This is a genomic window from Pseudomonas alcaligenes (assembly GCF_014490745.1).
GTDB lineage: Bacteria > Pseudomonadota > Gammaproteobacteria > Pseudomonadales > Pseudomonadaceae > Aquipseudomonas > Aquipseudomonas alcaligenes_C.
This window is the reverse complement of sequence record NZ_LZEU01000001.1, coordinates 1,663,219-1,679,670: the sequence shown is the minus strand read 5'-3', so window position 1 is coordinate 1,679,670 and position 16,452 is coordinate 1,663,219. Positions and strand designations below refer to the sequence as shown.

Genomic DNA, 16,452 nt, shown 5'->3' with positions numbered 1-16,452 from the left:
CAAGACTAGACCACCCGGGTCTGGCCACCCCCGGCGGCTTGCCCGCCGGGAATCAGTCAGCTCAGAGAGCCGCCAGGCCGCGCGCCAGATCGGCCTTGAGATCGGCCAGATCTTCCAGCCCCACCGCAACCCGGATCAGGTTGTCGCGGATACCGGCATTGGCCCGTTCCTGCGGCGACAGGCGGCCGTGGGAGGTGGTCGCCGGGTGGGCGATGGTGGTCTTGGTGTCACCCAGGTTGGTGGTGATCGAGATCACCCGGGTGGCGTCGATGAAACGCCAGGCCGCTTCCTTGCCGCCCTTGACCTCGAAGCTGACCACCGCACCGAAACCGCTCTGCTGGCGCTTGGCCAACTCGTGCTGCGGGTGGCTCGGCAGGCCGGAGTAGTAGACCTTGTCGATGCCCGGCTGGGTTTCCAGCCACTCGGCCAGTTGCAGGGCGCTGGCGCAATGCGCCTGCATGCGCACGCGCAGGGTTTCCAGGCCCTTGAGGAACATCCAGGCATTGAACGGGCTGAGGGTCGGCCCGGCGGTACGCAGGAAGCCGACCATCGCCTCCATCTGCGCCTTGCGCCCGGCAATCACCCCGCCCAGGGCACGGCCCTGGCCATCGATGTACTTGGTGGCCGAGTGCATGACGATGTCGGCGCCCAGCTTGAGCGGCTGCTGCAGTGCCGGCGTGCAGAAGCAGTTGTCCACCACCAGCAGCGCACCGCGGGCGTGGGCGATCTCGGCCAGGGCACCGATATCCACCAGCTCGGCCAGCGGATTGGACGGCGACTCGACAAACAGCAGCTTGGTATTCGGCTTGAACGCCGCCTGCCAGGCATTCAGATCAGCCAGCGGCGGGTAGTCCACCTCGATGCCGAAGCGCTTGAGGTACTTCTCGAACAGGCTGATGGTCGAGCCGAACACGCTGCGCGATACCAGCACATGGTCACCGGCGCTGCACAGGCCCATGACGATAGCCAGAATGGCAGCCATGCCGGAGGCCGTCGCTACCGCCTGCTCGGCGCCTTCCAGCGCGGCGATGCGCTCCTCGAAGGCCCGCACGGTGGGGTTGGTGTAGCGCGAATAGACGTTGCCCGGCACCTCGCCGGCAAAGCGCGCAGCGGCGTCGGCGGCGCTACGGAACACGTAGCTGGAGGTGAGGAACATCGCCTCGCCGTGCTCGCCTTCCGGCGTTCGGTGCTGCCCGGCGCGCACCGCCAGGGTGTCGAAGGCGGCGCCTTCGAGGTCGCTGTCCAGACGGCCTGCGTCCCAGTCCTGAGTCATGACTCGATCCTCAATCGTTGTGCAGGTCGATGATCGCGCTGGCGACCTGGCTCTTCACCTTGGCCGAGTCGTTACGGGCCTGCTCGATCTTGTTCAGGTAGGCCTCGTTGACGTCACCGGTGACGTACTGGCCGTCGAACACGGCGCAGTCGAAGTGCTCGATCTTGACCTTGCCACCGCCCACCGCATCGATCAGATCCGGCAGATCCTGGTACACCAGCCAGTCGGCGCCGATCAGCTCGGCCACTTCCTCGGTGCTGCGGCCGTGGGCGATCAGCTCGTGGGGGCTGGGCATGTCGATGCCGTAGACGTTCGGGTAGCGCACGGCGGGGGCCGCCGAGCAGAAGTACACGTTCTTCGCCCCGGCTTCGCGGGCCATCTGGATGATCTGCTTGCAGGTGGTGCCACGCACGATGGAGTCGTCCACCAGCATCACGTTCTTGCCGCGGAACTCCAGCTCGATGGCATTGAGCTTCTGGCGTACCGATTTCTTGCGCGCGGCCTGGCCGGGCATGATGAAGGTACGGCCGATGTAGCGGTTCTTGACGAAGCCTTCGCGGAACTTCACACCCAGGTGATTGGCCAGCTCCAGCGCCGAGGTACGGCTGGTGTCCGGAATCGGGATGACCACGTCGATGTCGTGCTGTGGGCGCTCGCGCAGGATCTTCTCGGCCAGCTTCTCGCCCATACGCAGGCGCGCCTTGTACACCGAGATGCCATCCATCAGCGAATCCGGGCGGGCCAGGTAGACGTGCTCGAAGATGCACGGCGAGTACTGCGGGTTCTTCGCGCACTGACGGGTGTACAGGCGGCCGTCTTCGGTGATGTACACCGCTTCGCCCGGCGCCAGGTCGCGGATCAGGGTGAAACCGAGCACGTCGAGAGCGACGCTCTCGGAAGCGATCATGTACTCCACGCCTTCGTCGGTGTGGCGCTGGCCGAACACGATCGGGCGGATCGCATGGGGGTCGCGGAAGCCAACCACGCCGTAGCCGGTGATCATCGCCACCACCGCGTAGCCGCCGCGGCAGCGCTCGTGCACACCAGCGACGGCAGCGAACACGTCTTCTTCGGTCGGCTGCAGCTTGCCGCGTACCGCCAGCTCATGGGCGAACACGTTGAGTAGCACTTCCGAGTCGGAGTTGGTGTTGACGTGGCGCAGGTCGGACTCGTAGATCTCGCGCGACAGCTGCTCGACGTTGGTCAGGTTGCCGTTGTGCGCCAGGGTGATGCCGTACGGCGAGTTGACGTAGAACGGCTGCGCCTCGGCGGAGCTGGAGCTGCCCGCGGTCGGGTAACGCACATGGCCGATACCGACCTGGCCGACCAGGCGCTGCATGTGACGCTGCTGGAACACGTCACGCACCAGGCCGTTGTCCTTGCGCAGGAACAGGCGGCCATCATGGCTGGTAACGATGCCGGCAGCGTCCTGGCCGCGATGCTGAAGCACGGTGAGCGCGTCATACAGAGACTGGTTGACGTTCGACTTACCGACAATACCGACGATGCCACACATGTGACGCAACCCCTACGTTGTGAATCAGGCTTAAAACTACAGGCTCTCGGGCAGTTTAGGCTGCACCAGGGCCTCTTTGAACGGCAGCTCGACCGGCGCGCTGATGCCACTGGCCAACCACTGACTGGACAAGCTGAGAATCAGGTTCTTCGACCAGTCGGCCACCATCAGGAAATGTGGCACCAGAGCCGACTGCTGCCACCATTGATCCTGCTGCACCGGCGCCAGACTGACCAGGCCCACCAGCACCACCACCAGCAGGGCGCCACGCGCCGCACCGAAGACCATGCCGAGAAAACGATCGGTACCGGAAAGACCGGTGACCCGTACCAGCTCGCCGATCAGGAAGTTGACCAGCGCGCCGACCACCAGAGTGACCACGAACAATATGGCGCACGCCGCGATGACCCGCATCGACGGCGTTTCAATGAATTCGGTGAGGTGCTGCGACAGGGCGCCGCCGAACATCCAGGCGACTACACCGGCAACGATCCAGGTGAGCAGCGACAAGGCTTCCTTGATGAAGCCGCGCTTCAGGCTGATCAAGCTGGAAATGGCGATGGCGGCGACAATCGCCCAATCGACCCACGTAAATGCCACGATGCTGCCTACAGACGGGAAAGGCGGCGGATTTTACCAGAGCAGTCGGCGCCGGGTAAGCCGGGCCGAACATATCGGCCCGATAGCCTCAGCCCTTCTCGGGCTGGAAGCGCACCACGAAGCCGTTGAGCTTGTGCTGGCGGTTGAGCACGTCACGCAGGCGATCCGCCTCGGCACGCTCGATCACCGGCCCGACGAACACCCGGTTCATGCCCTCGAAGGAGCGCACATAGGCGTTGTAGCCCTTGCTGCGCAGGGTCTGCTGCAGTTTCTCCGCGCCGCTGCGGCTGGACAGACTGGCCAGCTGCACCGACCAGCTTACCGGCAGGCTGCTGGCATCCAGGCCGCTGCTGGCAGCCGGCGGCTCGCTCGCCGCGGCTTGCGCCTGGGCCGGCGGCACGGCCGGGGCAACCGGCGTTGGCGCGGCGGCAATCGGTTCGCTCGGTGTCTGCGGCACCGGCTCGACCGGCGGCACTTCCTCCTCGGCAACCGGCTCAGGCACCGTCACCGGCTCCAGGGCCACCTCCGGCAACACCGGTTTTTCCGGCATCGCCGGGGCATCGACCTCGACCTGGCGCAGCTCGTCCTCGCGGGAAAACAGCATGGGCAGGAAGATCACTGCCAGCGCCACCAGAACCAGTGCGCCGACTATCCGCTGCTTGAGCCCTTTATCCAGCACCGCCATTTCCTGCCTCCGCCTGCTGCCCAAGCCACTCCAGAGCCTCGGCCACACAATAAAAGGAGCCGAACACGAGGATCTCGTCTCCGGCCGCCGCCTGCTCACACTGTACCAGCAATGCATCGGCAACACTGCCACATGCCCGCACATTGGCACCCTGATTGCGCAGGGTCGCCTCCAACTCTCCGACGCTGCGGCTCCGCGGACTGGGCAATGGCGCCACCGCCCAGCTGCGCACCTCGGTGAGCAGCGGGTGCGTCACACCAGCCAGATCCTTGTCCGCCAGCAGACCGAATACCGCCAGGCGCGGCCCCTGCGGGGCGCGGCTGGCCAGGCGGGTGGCCAGGTATTCGGCAGCATGGGGGTTGTGCCCGACATCGAGCAACAGCGCCAGTGGCTTGCCGCGCCAGAGCAGCTCACGGCGATCGAGACGCCCAGTCACCCGGGTACGCTGCAGGGCCGCGGCCAGGCGTTCCGGCTGCCAGGGCAGGCCCAGCACGGCATAGGCCTGCAGGGCCAGGGCAGCGTTTTCCATCGGCAGGTCGAGCAGCGGCAGCCCTTCGAGCTGCAGTACCAGGCCGGCCGCATCCAGTCCATGCCAGTTCCAGCCCTGCTTGCCGACCCGCAGGTTGTAATCGCGGCCACGCAGGAACAGCGGGCAGTCCAGCTCGGCCACCCGCGCCAGCAGAGGCTGTGGCGGATCCATGTCGCCGCATAGCGCCGGGCAGCCTGCGCGGAAGATCCCGGCCTTCTCGAAGGCCACCGACTCGCGGCTGTCGCCCAGCCAGTCGGCATGATCCAGACCAATGCTGGTGACCAGAGCCAGGTCGGCATCGATCAAGTTGACCGCATCCAGGCGCCCGCCCAGGCCGACTTCCAGCACGGCAGCATCGAGCCCGGCACGCTCGAACAGCCAGAAGGCCGCCAGGGTGCCCATCTCGAAGTAGGTCAGGGAAATCTCGCCGCGCGCAGCCTCGACCGCCTCGAAGGCGGCGCACAGCTCGGCATCACTAGCCTCGCAACCGGCCACCTGTACCCGTTCGTTGTAACGGAGCAGATGCGGCGAGCTGTAGACCCCGACCTTGAGCCCCTGCTCGGCCAGCAAGCTGGCCAGGAAGGCGCAGGTGGAGCCCTTGCCGTTGGTACCGGTCACCGTGATCACCCGCGGTGCCGGGCGCCCCAGGCCGAGCCGGCGAGCCACTTCGCGGCTGCGCTCCAGCCCCATGTCGATGGCGCTGGGATGCAGTTGTTCGAGGTAGGTCAGCCAGTCGGCGAGGGCACGTGGGGGCATAGGAAGCTCTAGGCGGGAGTCGGCAGATGCTGCAGTTGAGCCAGCAGCGAACCCAGACGCGGGCGCAGCTCCTGGCGGGAGATGATCATGTCGATGGCGCCGTGCTCCAGCAGGAACTCGCTGCGCTGGAAGCCTTCCGGCAGTTTCTCGCGCACGGTCTGCTCGATCACCCGCGGGCCGGCGAAGCCGATCAGCGCACGCGGCTCGGCGACAATTACATCGCCGAGCATGGCCAGGCTGGCAGAAACACCGCCGTAAACCGGATCGGTCAGCACGGAAACGAAGGGAATGCCCTCCTCGCGCAGGCGCGCCAGTACGGCGCTGGTCTTGGCCATCTGCATCAGCGAGATCAGCGCTTCCTGCATGCGCGCACCGCCGGAGGCAGCGAAACACACCAGCGGGCAGCGCTTGGCCAGGGCGACATTGGCGGCCTGGACGAAACGCTCGCCGACGATGGCGCCCATCGAGCCGCCCATGAAGCTGAATTCGAAGGCGCAGGTGACGATCGGCATGCCCTGCAGGCTACCGCTGATGGCAACCAGAGCATCTTTCTCGCCGGTCTCCTTCTGCGCAGAGGCCAGGCGATCCTTGTATTTCTTGCTGTCACGGAATTTCAGGCGATCCACCGGCTCCAGCTCGGCACCGATCTCCTCGCGACCGTCCGGGTCGAGGAACAGGTCGAGGCGAGTGCGCGCATCGATGCGCATGTGGTGATTGCACTTGGGGCAGACATCCAGGGTCTTTTCCAGCTCGGGGCGATAGAGCACGGCATCGCAGGACGGGCACTTGTGCCACAGCCCCTCGGGTACCGAACTCTTCTTGACCTCGGAACGCATGATCGAGGGGATCAGTTTTTCTCTCAGCCAGTTGCTCATGCTTACTCTCCGTAGCTGTTCCAGGGCCGTTCGGCACCCCTGGCAAACTCATATTCATGGCCCGCACGATGGACACTGCCGCGCCCATCGCCAAACCTGGATTCAGGATGGGTTATGGACGGCAGGCGCGGCGCACCCGTCACATCAGCCGCCACGCACCTCACGAATGAAGGCACGCACCTTGCCGGCGTCCTTGATTCCCTTGCTGGCTTCCACCCCACCACTGACATCCACCGCATAGGGCCTGACCCGGGCAATGGCCGCAGCCACGTTATCGGGCGTCAGGCCACCAGCGAGAATTACCGGCTTGGGCAACTGCGCCGGCACCAGCGACCAGTCGAAAGCCAGCCCGGTACCGCCCGGCACGCCTTCCACATAGGTATCCAGCAGGATGCCCGAGGCGCTCGGGTACTGCGCCATCAATGCCGCGATGTCATCACCCGGTTTGACCCGCAGCGCCTTGATGTAGGGCCGCGAGTAGCCTTCGCACTGCGCCAGGCTCTCATCGCCATGGAACTGCAGCAGATCCAGCGGCACGACCTGCAGAATCCGCTGCAGCTCGGCACGCTCGATATCGACGAACAGGCCTACCGTGGTCACGAACGGCGGCAGGGCCGCGACGATTTCCCGGGCCTGCTCGACACTGACCGCCCGCGGGCTCTTCGCGTAGAACACTAGGCCGATGGCATCGGCACCAGCAGCAACAGCCACCAGAGCATCTTCGACGCGGGTAATACCGCAAATCTTGCTGCGAACGACGGACAAGTTCTGGCTCCGAGCAGAGAAAAATCGATGGTAGCAAAAGCCTGAAAGTGCAGTGGACGATTTTTCCGTCCACCTGGCTCGAGTACCGGCTCAGCCCTTCAGCATCACATCGGGCAGGCCGGAGAGAAAATGCGGCCCCAGGTAGCGCTGCGGCAGCTCGAACTGCTCCGGGTACTCGACCTGCACCAGGTACAGTCCATAGGGATGGGCTGTCACTCCGCCGGTACGCCGTACCCGGCTTTCCAGCACCTCGCGCGCCCACTCCACCGGGCGCTCGCCGGTGCCGATGGTCATCAGTACGCCAGCAAAGTTGCGCACCATGTGATGCAGGAAAGCATTGGCGCGAATATCCAGAATGATGAAGCGCCCGTACTCGAGCAATTCCAGGTGGTGCACCGTCTTGACCGGCGACTTAGCCTGGCACTGGCGCGCCCGGAAGGCACTGAAATCATGGGTTCCCACCAGATGGCGGGCGGCTTCACGCATGCGCTCGATATCCAGCGGCCGATGGTTCCAGGTCACCTCCTCAGCCATATGCGCCGGGCGGATCTGGTCGTTGTAGATCACATAGCGATAGCGGCGCGCCATGGCACTGAAGCGCGCATCGAACTCCACCGGCATGACCTTGGCCCAGGTCACGCTGATATCCGCCGGCAGATTGAGGTTGGCGCCCATCACCCAGGAATGCAGGGTACGTTCGACCTGTGTATCGAAGTGCACCACCTGGCCACTGGCATGCACCAGGGCATCGGTACGCCCCGCACAGCTCAGCACCACCGGCGCACCGCCGGCCACCTTGGACAGGGCCTTCTCCAGGCTCTCCTGGATCGACGGCACTCCGGCGCGCTGGCGCTGGAAACCGCGATAACGAGAACCCTTGTATTCGACTCCCAGGGCAATCCTGGAAAAGCCGACGGCAGCCCCAGGGGCTGCCGTCGTTGGTATTGCATCAGACATTTATCAAACCAGTTTGGCGATCAGCTCACGCGCTTCCTGCTGCTGACCATCGTTACCTTCGGCGACCACTTCGTCGAGGATGTCACGTGCACCTTCGGTATCCCCCATGTCGATGTAGGCACGCGCCAGATCGAGCTTGGTGGCAGTCTCGTCGGTACCCGAGAGGAAATCGAAGTCGTCGTCCACATTAGGCTCCGCATCAGCCGGTGCAGCCGCAACAGGCAGCGGCTCGCTTACCAGCAATTCGTCATCCAGGCTGCCGCTGAGCTGATCGAGCTCGGCAGAAACCTCTTCGAGCTGGGCAGCGAAGCTGTCCTGGGCCGGGGCGGCAGGCGCCTCGTCAGCCAGCGACAGATCGAAATCGGAGGACAGATCCAGGTCGGCCGGCTCGGCTGCCAGCGGTGCAGCCGGCTCGTCATCCAGGCTCAGCATGAATTCGTCATCGGCAGCCGCCGGCTTGCTCTCGGCTTCCAGATCCAGGCTGAAATCCGCCAGGTCATCGCCCAGGGCCAGGGTGTCGGCAGAGTTATCGCCGCCCATGTCCAGATCGAACTCCATATCGCCCGCGGCCGTCGGCTCGTCCAGGCTCAGCGCGCTATCCAGGTCACCCAGCGCCGAGGTGCTGGACGGTGCGGCAGGCACATCCAGGTCGACATCCAGGTCGTCCAGGCTGAGGTCGAAGGAGTCATCCAGGTCGGCCGCAGGCGCCTTGGCGGCCACCGGCTCGTCGAGGCTCAGGTCGTCCAGGCTGAAGCTGTCCAGGTCATCTGTGGCAGCCAGGCCACCGGCAGTGGCCAGGGCAGCCATGCTCGGGTACTTGCCTTTGAGCTGGTCGACGGCAATTGCCGCGCCACCGATCTCACGCAGCTCCTGCTCCTGGCGGGCGAAACCGTCGCGGTCGCCCAGCTCGGCGCAGACTTCCATCAGTTTCAGACGCAGATCACTGCGCTGCGGCTCATCGTTGATGGCGTTCTGCAGCAGCTCGGCGGCCTGGGTGAACTTGCCGTAGGCAATATAGATATCGGCTTCGCCCAGGGCATCGGCGGTCTGCGGTGCAACACGCTCCTCGGCCTGCTCGCGCACCACGGTTTCCGCAGAGGCATCGAGACCGGCAAAGCTGTCGTCCGGCAGATCCAGGTCAGCGGCAAAGCTGTCCGATTCAGGGGCGCTGGCCAGGCTGTCCTGCAGCTCGGCTTCCTTGATCGCGTTACGCCGCGACAGCACCATCAGACCGACCAGCAGCACCAGCAGCGCACCGCCACCGGCGGCCCCCAGCAGCATCGGGTTGTCCAGCAGGCCGTCGATGAAGCCCTTGGGCTCCGGCTCCGGCGCCTTGACCACTGGCTTGCTGGCCTGAACCGGCTTGACCGGGGCGGCCGGCTTGGCAGCAGGTGCCGGGGCAGCCGGCTTCACTTCGGCCGGTTTGGCCGTAGGCTCTTCGCTGTAGTTGTAATCAGGCTCGCTCGGCTTGGCCGCTTCAGCCGGTTTGGTCTCGGCAGCCGGCGGTGTAGCAGGAGCGCTGGCCGCGGCAGCTGGCTTGCCCTCTACCGGAGCAGGAGCTGGCGCCGGTGCAGGAGTCGGCGCAGCGGCCGGCTGAGCCGGTGCGGCAGCAGCCTTGCCCTGGTTCGCCAGGTCGGACTGCAGCTTGGCCATCTGGTTGTCTTTCAGTGCGATCAGCTTCTGCAGCTTGTCCAGCTGCCCTTGCAGATCGCTCATGCGGCTTTTCAGCTCGTCGTTTTCGCGGCGGGTGGAGTCCAGGCTTTCCTTGGTCACCGCCAGCTGATCGCTGAGCGCCTTGCTGTTGCCGGCGCCCTTGTCGCTGGCAGCGCCAGCCTTGCCGGCCTCAGCGGAAACCAGCTTGAGGTTGTCCTTGACTTCGGTCTTGGCCGGAGCGGCGCCAGCGCTGTCGCGCTTGGTCGCATCGAGCTGACGCGCGCCATTGGCGGCCAGGCTGCGACCTTCGCGCCAGGCGGCATTCTGCTCGCTGACCTGGGCAATCGCCTCGGCCTGGCTGCGGCTCTTGATCTGCTCGTCGGTCGGCAGACGCAGTACCTGACCGCTTTTCAGGCGGTTGATGTTGCCGTCGACGAAGGCATTCGGGTTGAGATCCTGGATGGCCAGCATGGCCTGGTGTACGGAGCCGTTCTGGCGGCTGCTCTGGGCGATTTCCCAGAGGGTGTCGCTGGAAGTGGTCTTGTACTGATCGCCGTCGATCTTGCTCGGTGCAGCCGGAGCGGCCGGAGCCACAGGAGCCTTGGCGGTTGCCGGGCGCGGCGCCGACGCAGCCGGAGCAACAGGCGCAGCGGCCTGGGCTACCGGACGCGGAGCGGGAGCCGGAGCAGCCACTTGCGGACGCGGCGCCGGAGCGGCGACCGGCAGGCGCGGTGCGGCGGCAGCAGTCTGCGGCGAGTACAGCGGCGGATCGAGCAGCAGGGTGTATTCGCGCAGCAGGCGACCGTTAGGCCACAGCACTTCGACGAGAAAGTTCAGGTAGGGCTCGCGCACCGGCTTGTTCGAGGTGACCCGGATCACGCTCTTGCCATTCGGCTTGATGATCGGCGTGAACTTGAGGTCGGTCAGGAAGTACTGGCGATCGACGCCAGCCTTGTTGAACTCTTCGGGGGACGCCAGAGCCGGAATCACTTCGTTGGGCGCCAGGTCGCGCACCTCGAGCAATTCGATTTCCGCCACCAACGGCTGGCTCAGCGAGGACTGCAGGGTGACTTCCCCGAGCCCAAGCGCATGTGCCGTACCGGAGGTCAGCGCCGAAGCAGCCGCGATTGCCAGCACCAGTTTGCGAACCCGAACCATAGCGTAATCCCTTGTTTTATCTTTTTTTCTCGTTACACGAGAGGATTTGAAGTGCGCTGCCTGCACCCGCCCGAAAGCGGCTCCCCGTCAGCGAACTACCAAAACAGTATTGCCAAGCTAGAAAAATTCTTCAAATTTGGGGCTAAGTATCTTTTACAGATAGTGTTTTATCAACAACTCACCAATTTGCACAGCATTCAGCGCAGAGCCTTTTCGCACATTATCTGACGCAATCCACAAATTAAGCTCAGTTGGATCGTCCAGGCCAGCACGCAGGCGCCCCACATAGAGTTCGTCCTGCCCCACCGCATCGCCGACCACGGTTGGATAATCGCCCGACTCCACCAGCTCGATACCAGCCTGCTGCTCCAGTAGCGCGGCAATAGCAGCCACATCTACCGGTTCGCGGGTTTCCAGGCAGACCGCCAGGCTGTCGCCGAAGAACACCGGCGCCACCGCGCAGCTCACCGCTACTTTCAGCCCGTCGACCGCCAGCACCTGCTTCAGCTCCTCGGCCACTCGGCGCTCCAGGCGCGCATGACCGCCCTCTTCCACCTCGCCGATCTGCGCCAGCAGGTTGAACGCCACCTGGCGACCGAACAGCTGCGGCTCCAACGGGCGCATATTGAGCAGCTCGGTAGTCTGTCGCGCCAGCTCGCTGATGCCGGCACGCCCCAAGTTGGAAACCGCCAGCGCCGCAGTCAGCACGATCTTGCGCAAGCCGAGCTGGGCGCGCAGTGGCGCCAGCACGGCCGCCAGGGCGGTGGCGACCGGCGCGGGACTGGCCAGCAGATAAGGTGCGCTCGCCCCAGCCAGCGCCACGGCATTGGCCTCCGGCACCACGGGCAGCGCCTGCGCCAGGCCGCCACTCAGATCGATCACCGAGCAGCCGGCCGCGTGCGCCTTGGCACCGTACTGACGGCTGACGTCTTCACCGGCAGCAAAGAAGGCCAGCTGCACCTGGGCGAAATCGAAATCGGCCACCTCGCGCACGCGCAGGTTCTTGCCACGAAATGCCGTGGACTGACCAACCGAGTCGTTGCCAGCCAGCAGATGCAGACTGCTAACCGGGAACTCGCGCTCCTCCAGCAGTTGCACCAGGGTTTCACCGACAGTGCCGGTGGCGCCGACCACGGCGATAGCGAAGGACTTGGACATCGGAACACCTTGAGACAGAGAAGCAAGTGGGCGGCACTCTACGCTGCGCCCGAAAGGCTGACCACAGAAACAAAAAAGGGCCGGTCATGACCGGCCCTCTGGTACTGCCCGAACGATCAACGCTCCAGCAGGATGCGCAGCATGCGCCGCAGCGGCTCGGCCGCGCCCCACAGCAGCTGGTCGCCGACGGTGAAGGCACCGAGGTACTGCGAGCCCATGTTGAGCTTGCGCAGACGACCGACCGGCACGCTCAGGGTACCGGTGACGGCAGTCGGGCCGAGGTCGCGGATGCTCGCTTCGCGGGTGTTCGGCACCAGCTTGACCCAGGGGTTGTGCTGGCTGATCAGGCCTTCGATGTCGGCCAGCGGCACGTCCTTGTTCAGCTTGATGGTCAGCGCCTGGCTGTGGCAGCGCATGGCGCCGATGCGCACGCACAGACCGTCCACCGGGATCGGGCTCTTGAAGCGACCGAGGATCTTGTTGGTTTCGGCCTGGCCCTTCCACTCTTCGCGGCTCTGGCCGTTGGGCAGCTCCTTGTCGATGTAGGGGATCAGGCTGCCGGCCAGCGGCACGCCGAAGTTGTCTACCGGGAAGGCTTCGCCGCGCATGGCCTCGGCGACCTTGCGGTCGATGTCGAGGATGGCGCTGGCCGGGTCGGCCAGCTCATCGGCCACGGAGGCGTTGATCGCGCCCATCTGCTTGATCAGCTCGCGCATGTTCTGCGCACCGGCGCCGGAAGCCGCCTGGTAGGTCATGGCGCTCATCCACTCGACCAGACCGGCCTCGTACAGGCCGCCCAGGGCCATCAGCATCAGGCTGACGGTGCAGTTGCCGCCGATGTAGTTCTTGGTACCGGCATCCAGCGACTGGTCGATGACCTTGCGGTTGACCGGATCCAGCACGATCACCGAGTCATCGGCCATGCGCAGACTGGAAGCCGCGTCGATCCAGTAGCCGTTCCAGCCGGCTTCACGCAGCTTGGGGAAGACTTCGCTGGTGTAGTCGCCGCCCTGGCAGGTCAGGATCACGTCGAGGGTCTTCAGCTCGTCGATGCTGTAGGCATCCTTCAGCGGGGCGACATCCTTGCCAATCGCCGGGCCCTGGCCGCCAACGTTGGAAGTGGTGAAGAACACCGGCTCGATCAGGTCGAAGTCACGCTCTTCCAGCATGCGCTGCATGAGCACGGAACCGACCATACCGCGCCAACCGATCAGACCTACACGTTTCATAACACTCATACCTCTATAAGCAGCCCCGCCCTAGCGTGGCGGGGCTGGAAAGATTACAGACTGCGCAGCGCCTCGACTACCGCATCGCCCATGGCCGCGGTACCGACCTTGGTCTTGCCTTCCGACCAGATGTCGCCGGTGCGCAGGCCCTGATCCAGCACCAGGCTGACGGCCTGCTCGATGGCATCGGCGGCTTTGACCTGGCCGAAGCTGTAACGCAGCATCATCGACACCGACAGGATGGTCGCCAGCGGGTTGGCGATGCCCTTGCCTGCGATATCCGGCGCGGAGCCGTGGCACGGCTCGTACATGCCCTTGTTGTTGGCGTCCAGCGAAGCCGACGGCAGCATGCCGATGGAGCCGGTGAGCATGGAGGCCTCGTCCGAGAGGATGTCGCCGAACATGTTGTCGGTGACCATCACGTCGAACTGCTTGGGCGCACGCACCAGCTGCATGGCGGCGTTGTCGACGTACATGTGGCTCAGTTCGACATCCGGGTAGTCCTTGGCCACTTCCTCGACCACGGCGCGCCACAGCTGGCTGGAGGCCAGCACGTTGGCCTTGTCCACCGAGCACAGCTTCTTGCCGCGCACGCGGGCCATGTCGAAACCGACCTTGGCGATGCGGCGGATCTCGCTCTCGCTGTACGGCAGGGTGTCGTAAGCCATGCGCTCGCCGCTCTCCAGCACCTTGCTCTCGCGCGGCTGGCCGAAGTAGATGCCACCGGTCAGTTCACGGACGATGAGGATGTCCAGGCCGGCGACGATCTCGGGCTTGAGGCTGGAAGCCTCGGCCAGTTGCGGGTAGAGCAGCGCCGGCCGCAGGTTGCCGAACAGGCCCAGCTGCGAGCGGATCTTCAGCAGGCCGCGCTCTGGGCGGATGGCCGGGTCGATGGTGTCCCACTTCGGCCCGCCAACGGCGCCGAGCAGGATGGCGTCAGCGGCGCGGGCCCTGGCCAGGGTTTCGTCGGCCAGCGGCACGCCGTAACGGTCGATGGCGGCGCCACCCAGGTCATCGAAGCTCAGCTCGAAGTCCAGGGCGTACTTGTCGTTGGCCAGGTTCAGCACCTTGACCGCCTCGGCCATGATTTCCGGGCCGATGCCGTCGCCAGGGAGAACCAGAATCTGCTTGCTCATGGATGTTCCTTGATTACTTGATGGCGCCGAACAGCCAGGGGCTGCTCTGCTGATGCTTGCTTTCGAAGGCCTTGATCGCCTCGGCGTCCTGCAGGGTCAGGCCGATGTCGTCCAGGCCATTGAGCAGGCAGTGCTTGCGGAAGGCATCGATCTCGAAGCCGTACTGCACGCCATCCGGACGGGTCACGGTCTGCGCGGCGAGGTCGACGGTCAGCTGGTAGCCCTCGGTGGCCTCGGCCTGCTGGAACAGCGCGTCGACTTCATCCTCCTGGAGGATGATCGGCAGCAGGCCGTTCTTGAAGCTGTTGTTGAAGAAGATGTCGGCGAAGCTCGGCGCGATGATGGTACGGAAGCCGTACTCCTCCAACGCCCAGGGCGCGTGCTCGCGGGAGGAGCCGCAACCGAAGTTCTCGCGGGCCAGCAGCACGCTGGCACCCTGGTAGCGCGGGAAGTTCAGCACGAACTCTTTATTGATCGGGCGACCCGAGCTGTCCTGGTTTGGCTGGCCGACGTCCAGATAGCGCCACTCGTCGAACAGGTTGGGGCCGAAGCCGGTGCGTTTGATCGACTTGAGGAATTGCTTGGGGATGATCTGGTCGGTGTCGACATTGGCGCGATCGAGCGGCGCGACGAGACCGGTGTGTTGGGTAAAGGCTTTCATGTCGGGTCTCCTCAGGCCTGCATCAGTTCACGAACATCGATGAAACGGCCGGTCACCGCGGCGGCGGCGGCCATGGCCGGGCTGACCAGATGGGTACGCCCACCGGCGCCCTGACGGCCTTCGAAGTTGCGGTTGGAGGTAGAGGCGCAATGCTCGCCGCTGCCCAGTTTGTCCGGGTTCATCGCCAGGCACATGGAGCAGCCCGGCTCGCGCCATTCGAAACCGGCCTCGATGAAGATCTTGTCCAGCCCCTCGGCCTCGGCCTGCGCCTTGACCAGGCCGGAGCCCGGTACCACCAGCGCCTGCTTGATGGTGCTGGCGACCTTGCGGCCCTTGGCCACGTCGGCGGCGGCGCGCAGGTCTTCGATCCGCGAGTTGGTGCAGGAGCCGATGAACACGCGATCCAGCTGGATATCGGTGATCGCCTGGTTGGCCTGCAGGCCCATGTACTTCAGAGCACGGACGATGGAATCGCGCTTGACCGGGTCGGCCTCGGCGGCCGGATCCGGCACGCGCTGATCGACGGCCAGCACCATTTCCGGCGAAGTGCCCCAGGACACCTGCGGCTTGATCTCTTCGGCCTTGAGTTCGACCACGGTATCGAACACCGCATCGGCATCCGACACCAGGTCGGCCCAGGCGGCCACGGCCTTGTCCCAATCCTCGCCCTTGGGCGAGAACGGACGGCCCTTGACGTAGGCGATGGTCTTCTCGTCCACAGCCACCAGGCCGACACGGGCACCGGCCTCGATCGACATGTTGCAGATGGTCATGCGCCCTTCCAGGGACAGCTCGCGAATGGCGCTGCCGGCGAACTCCAGGGCGTGGCCGTTGCCGCCGGCGGTACCGATCTTGCCGATCACGGCGAGCACGATGTCCTTGGCGGTGACACCGGCCGGCAGGCGGCCTTCGACGCGTACCTGCATGTTCTTCATCTTCTTGGCCACCAGGCACTGGGTGGCGAGCACGTGCTCGACTTCCGAGGTACCGATGCCATGGGCCAGGGCACCGAAGGCACCGTGGGTGGAGGTGTGCGAGTCGCCGCAGACCACGGTCATGCCCGGCAGGGTGGCACCCTGCTCCGGGCCGACCACGTGGACGATGCCCTGGCGGCTGTCGTTCATCTTGAACTCGAGGATGCCGAAGTCATCGCAGTTCTCGTCGAGGGTCTGCACCTGGATGCGCGACACTTCGTCGACGATGGCCTCCAGGCCGCCCTGGCGCTCGGCGCGGGTGGTCGGCACGTTGTGATCCGGGGTGGCGATGTTGGCGTCGATGCGCCACGGCTTGCGCCCGGCCAGACGCAGGCCTTCGAAGGCCTGCGGCGAGGTCACTTCGTGAAGGATCTGCCGGTCGATGTAGATCAGCGACGAACCATCGTCGCGGCGCTTCACCTCGTGCATTTCCCAGAGCTTGTCGTAGAGCGTCTTGCCGGCCATTTGCTATGTCCTCATCAGGGTCATGTGCGGTGCGAGGGTTAAAACCCTTCTGCTGATGTGGC

General features: G+C 65.0%; 14 protein-coding genes. All 14 read right to left on the bottom strand.

Translation table 11 applies throughout. From position 1 onward, the window contains the following. Positions 1-61 precede the first annotated feature (61 nt). The 14 genes from A9179_RS07505 to leuC all read right to left on the bottom strand — a co-directional run bounded on the left by A9179_RS07505 (position 62) and on the right by leuC (position 16,390). Positions 62-1,273 (bottom strand): O-succinylhomoserine sulfhydrylase, encoded by a 1,212-nt coding sequence (locus A9179_RS07505; RefSeq protein WP_187805200.1) that lies wholly within the window; start codon positions 1,271-1,273, stop codon positions 62-64. Positions 1,274-1,283: 10 nt separating this feature from the next. Next, entirely contained in the window at positions 1,284-2,789 is a 1,506-nt protein-coding gene (purF, locus tag A9179_RS07500; RefSeq protein WP_187805199.1) for an amidophosphoribosyltransferase, read from the bottom strand. Between the two features lie 36 nt (positions 2,790-2,825). Further along, positions 2,826-3,389, bottom strand: a complete 564-nt coding sequence (locus A9179_RS07495) for a CvpA family protein (protein WP_187805198.1) — start codon at positions 3,387-3,389, stop codon at positions 2,826-2,828. An 88-nt stretch (positions 3,390-3,477) separates the two neighbouring features. Further along, complete coding sequence (locus A9179_RS07490) at positions 3,478-4,074, bottom strand: SPOR domain-containing protein (RefSeq protein WP_187805197.1); 597 nt, start codon at positions 4,072-4,074, stop codon at positions 3,478-3,480. Next, entirely contained in the window at positions 4,058-5,359 is a 1,302-nt protein-coding gene (gene folC, locus A9179_RS07485; RefSeq protein ID WP_187805196.1) for a bifunctional tetrahydrofolate synthase/dihydrofolate synthase, read from the bottom strand. Before folC ends, A9179_RS07490 begins: the two co-directional genes overlap by 17 nt. An 8-nt stretch (positions 5,360-5,367) precedes the next feature. Further along, positions 5,368-6,234, bottom strand: a complete 867-nt coding sequence (gene accD, locus A9179_RS07480) for an acetyl-CoA carboxylase, carboxyltransferase subunit beta (RefSeq protein WP_187805195.1) — start codon at positions 6,232-6,234, stop codon at positions 5,368-5,370. A gap of 144 nt (positions 6,235-6,378) precedes the next feature. Beyond that, positions 6,379-6,999, bottom strand: coding sequence for a phosphoribosylanthranilate isomerase (locus A9179_RS07475; protein WP_187805194.1), 621 nt, complete (start codon positions 6,997-6,999; stop codon positions 6,379-6,381). Positions 7,000-7,089: 90 nt separating this feature from the next. After that, a complete protein-coding gene (gene truA / locus A9179_RS07470) occupies positions 7,090-7,956 on the bottom strand; it encodes a tRNA pseudouridine(38-40) synthase TruA (RefSeq protein ID WP_187805193.1) in 867 nt (288 codons plus the stop codon). A 3-nt stretch (positions 7,957-7,959) separates the two neighbouring features. Continuing rightward, the gene (locus A9179_RS07465; protein WP_187805192.1) at positions 7,960-10,767 is read right to left on the bottom strand and encodes a motility hub landmark protein FimV; all 2,808 of its coding nucleotides are present in this window, start codon (positions 10,765-10,767) and stop codon (positions 7,960-7,962) included. 153 nt (positions 10,768-10,920) lie between these two features. After that, positions 10,921-11,925, bottom strand: coding sequence for an aspartate-semialdehyde dehydrogenase (locus tag A9179_RS07460; protein WP_187805191.1), 1,005 nt, complete (start codon positions 11,923-11,925; stop codon positions 10,921-10,923). Between the two features lie 116 nt (positions 11,926-12,041). Beyond that, a complete protein-coding gene (gene asd / locus A9179_RS07455; protein WP_187805190.1) occupies positions 12,042-13,154 on the bottom strand; it encodes an aspartate-semialdehyde dehydrogenase in 1,113 nt (370 codons plus the stop codon). A 53-nt stretch (positions 13,155-13,207) separates the two neighbouring features. After that, positions 13,208-14,290: a 3-isopropylmalate dehydrogenase gene (gene leuB / locus A9179_RS07450; RefSeq protein WP_187805189.1), complete on the bottom strand. Its 1,083-nt coding sequence runs from the start codon at positions 14,288-14,290 to the stop codon at positions 13,208-13,210. A gap of 13 nt (positions 14,291-14,303) precedes the next feature. Further along, positions 14,304-14,951 carry a 3-isopropylmalate dehydratase small subunit gene (leuD, locus tag A9179_RS07445; protein ID WP_187805188.1) on the bottom strand — a complete coding sequence of 216 codons (648 nt, stop codon included), beginning with the start codon at positions 14,949-14,951 and terminating at the stop codon, positions 14,304-14,306. A gap of 11 nt (positions 14,952-14,962) precedes the next feature. Then, positions 14,963-16,390, bottom strand: a complete 1,428-nt coding sequence (gene leuC, locus A9179_RS07440; RefSeq protein ID WP_187805187.1) for a 3-isopropylmalate dehydratase large subunit — start codon at positions 16,388-16,390, stop codon at positions 14,963-14,965. Between the last annotated feature and the right edge of the window lie 62 nt (positions 16,391-16,452).